At 49.3% G+C, this 213-nt stretch carries 1 rRNA gene; it reads right to left on the bottom strand.

The features are described from left to right. A 16S ribosomal RNA gene (locus H5158_RS23100) occupies positions 1–203 on the bottom strand; the annotation flags it as partial. Positions 204–213 lie beyond the last annotated feature (10 nt).

The raw sequence follows: 213 nt of genomic DNA on the forward strand, positions 1-213 counted from the left end.
CCCCACTTTGGTCCGTAGACATTATGCGGTATTAGCAGTCGTTTCCAACTGTTGTCCCCCACCAAAAGGCATATTCCCAAGCATTACTCACCCGTCCGCCGCTCGTCAGCAAAGTAGCAAGCTACCCTCTGTTACCGCTCGACTTGCATGTGTTAGGCCTGCCGCCAGCGTTCAATCTGAGCCATGATCAAACTCTTCAATTAAAAGTTTTTT

The sequence above is a fragment of the Pseudoalteromonas sp. SR45-6 genome, assembly GCF_014163545.1.
Lineage (GTDB): Bacteria > Pseudomonadota > Gammaproteobacteria > Enterobacterales > Alteromonadaceae > Pseudoalteromonas > Pseudoalteromonas rhizosphaerae.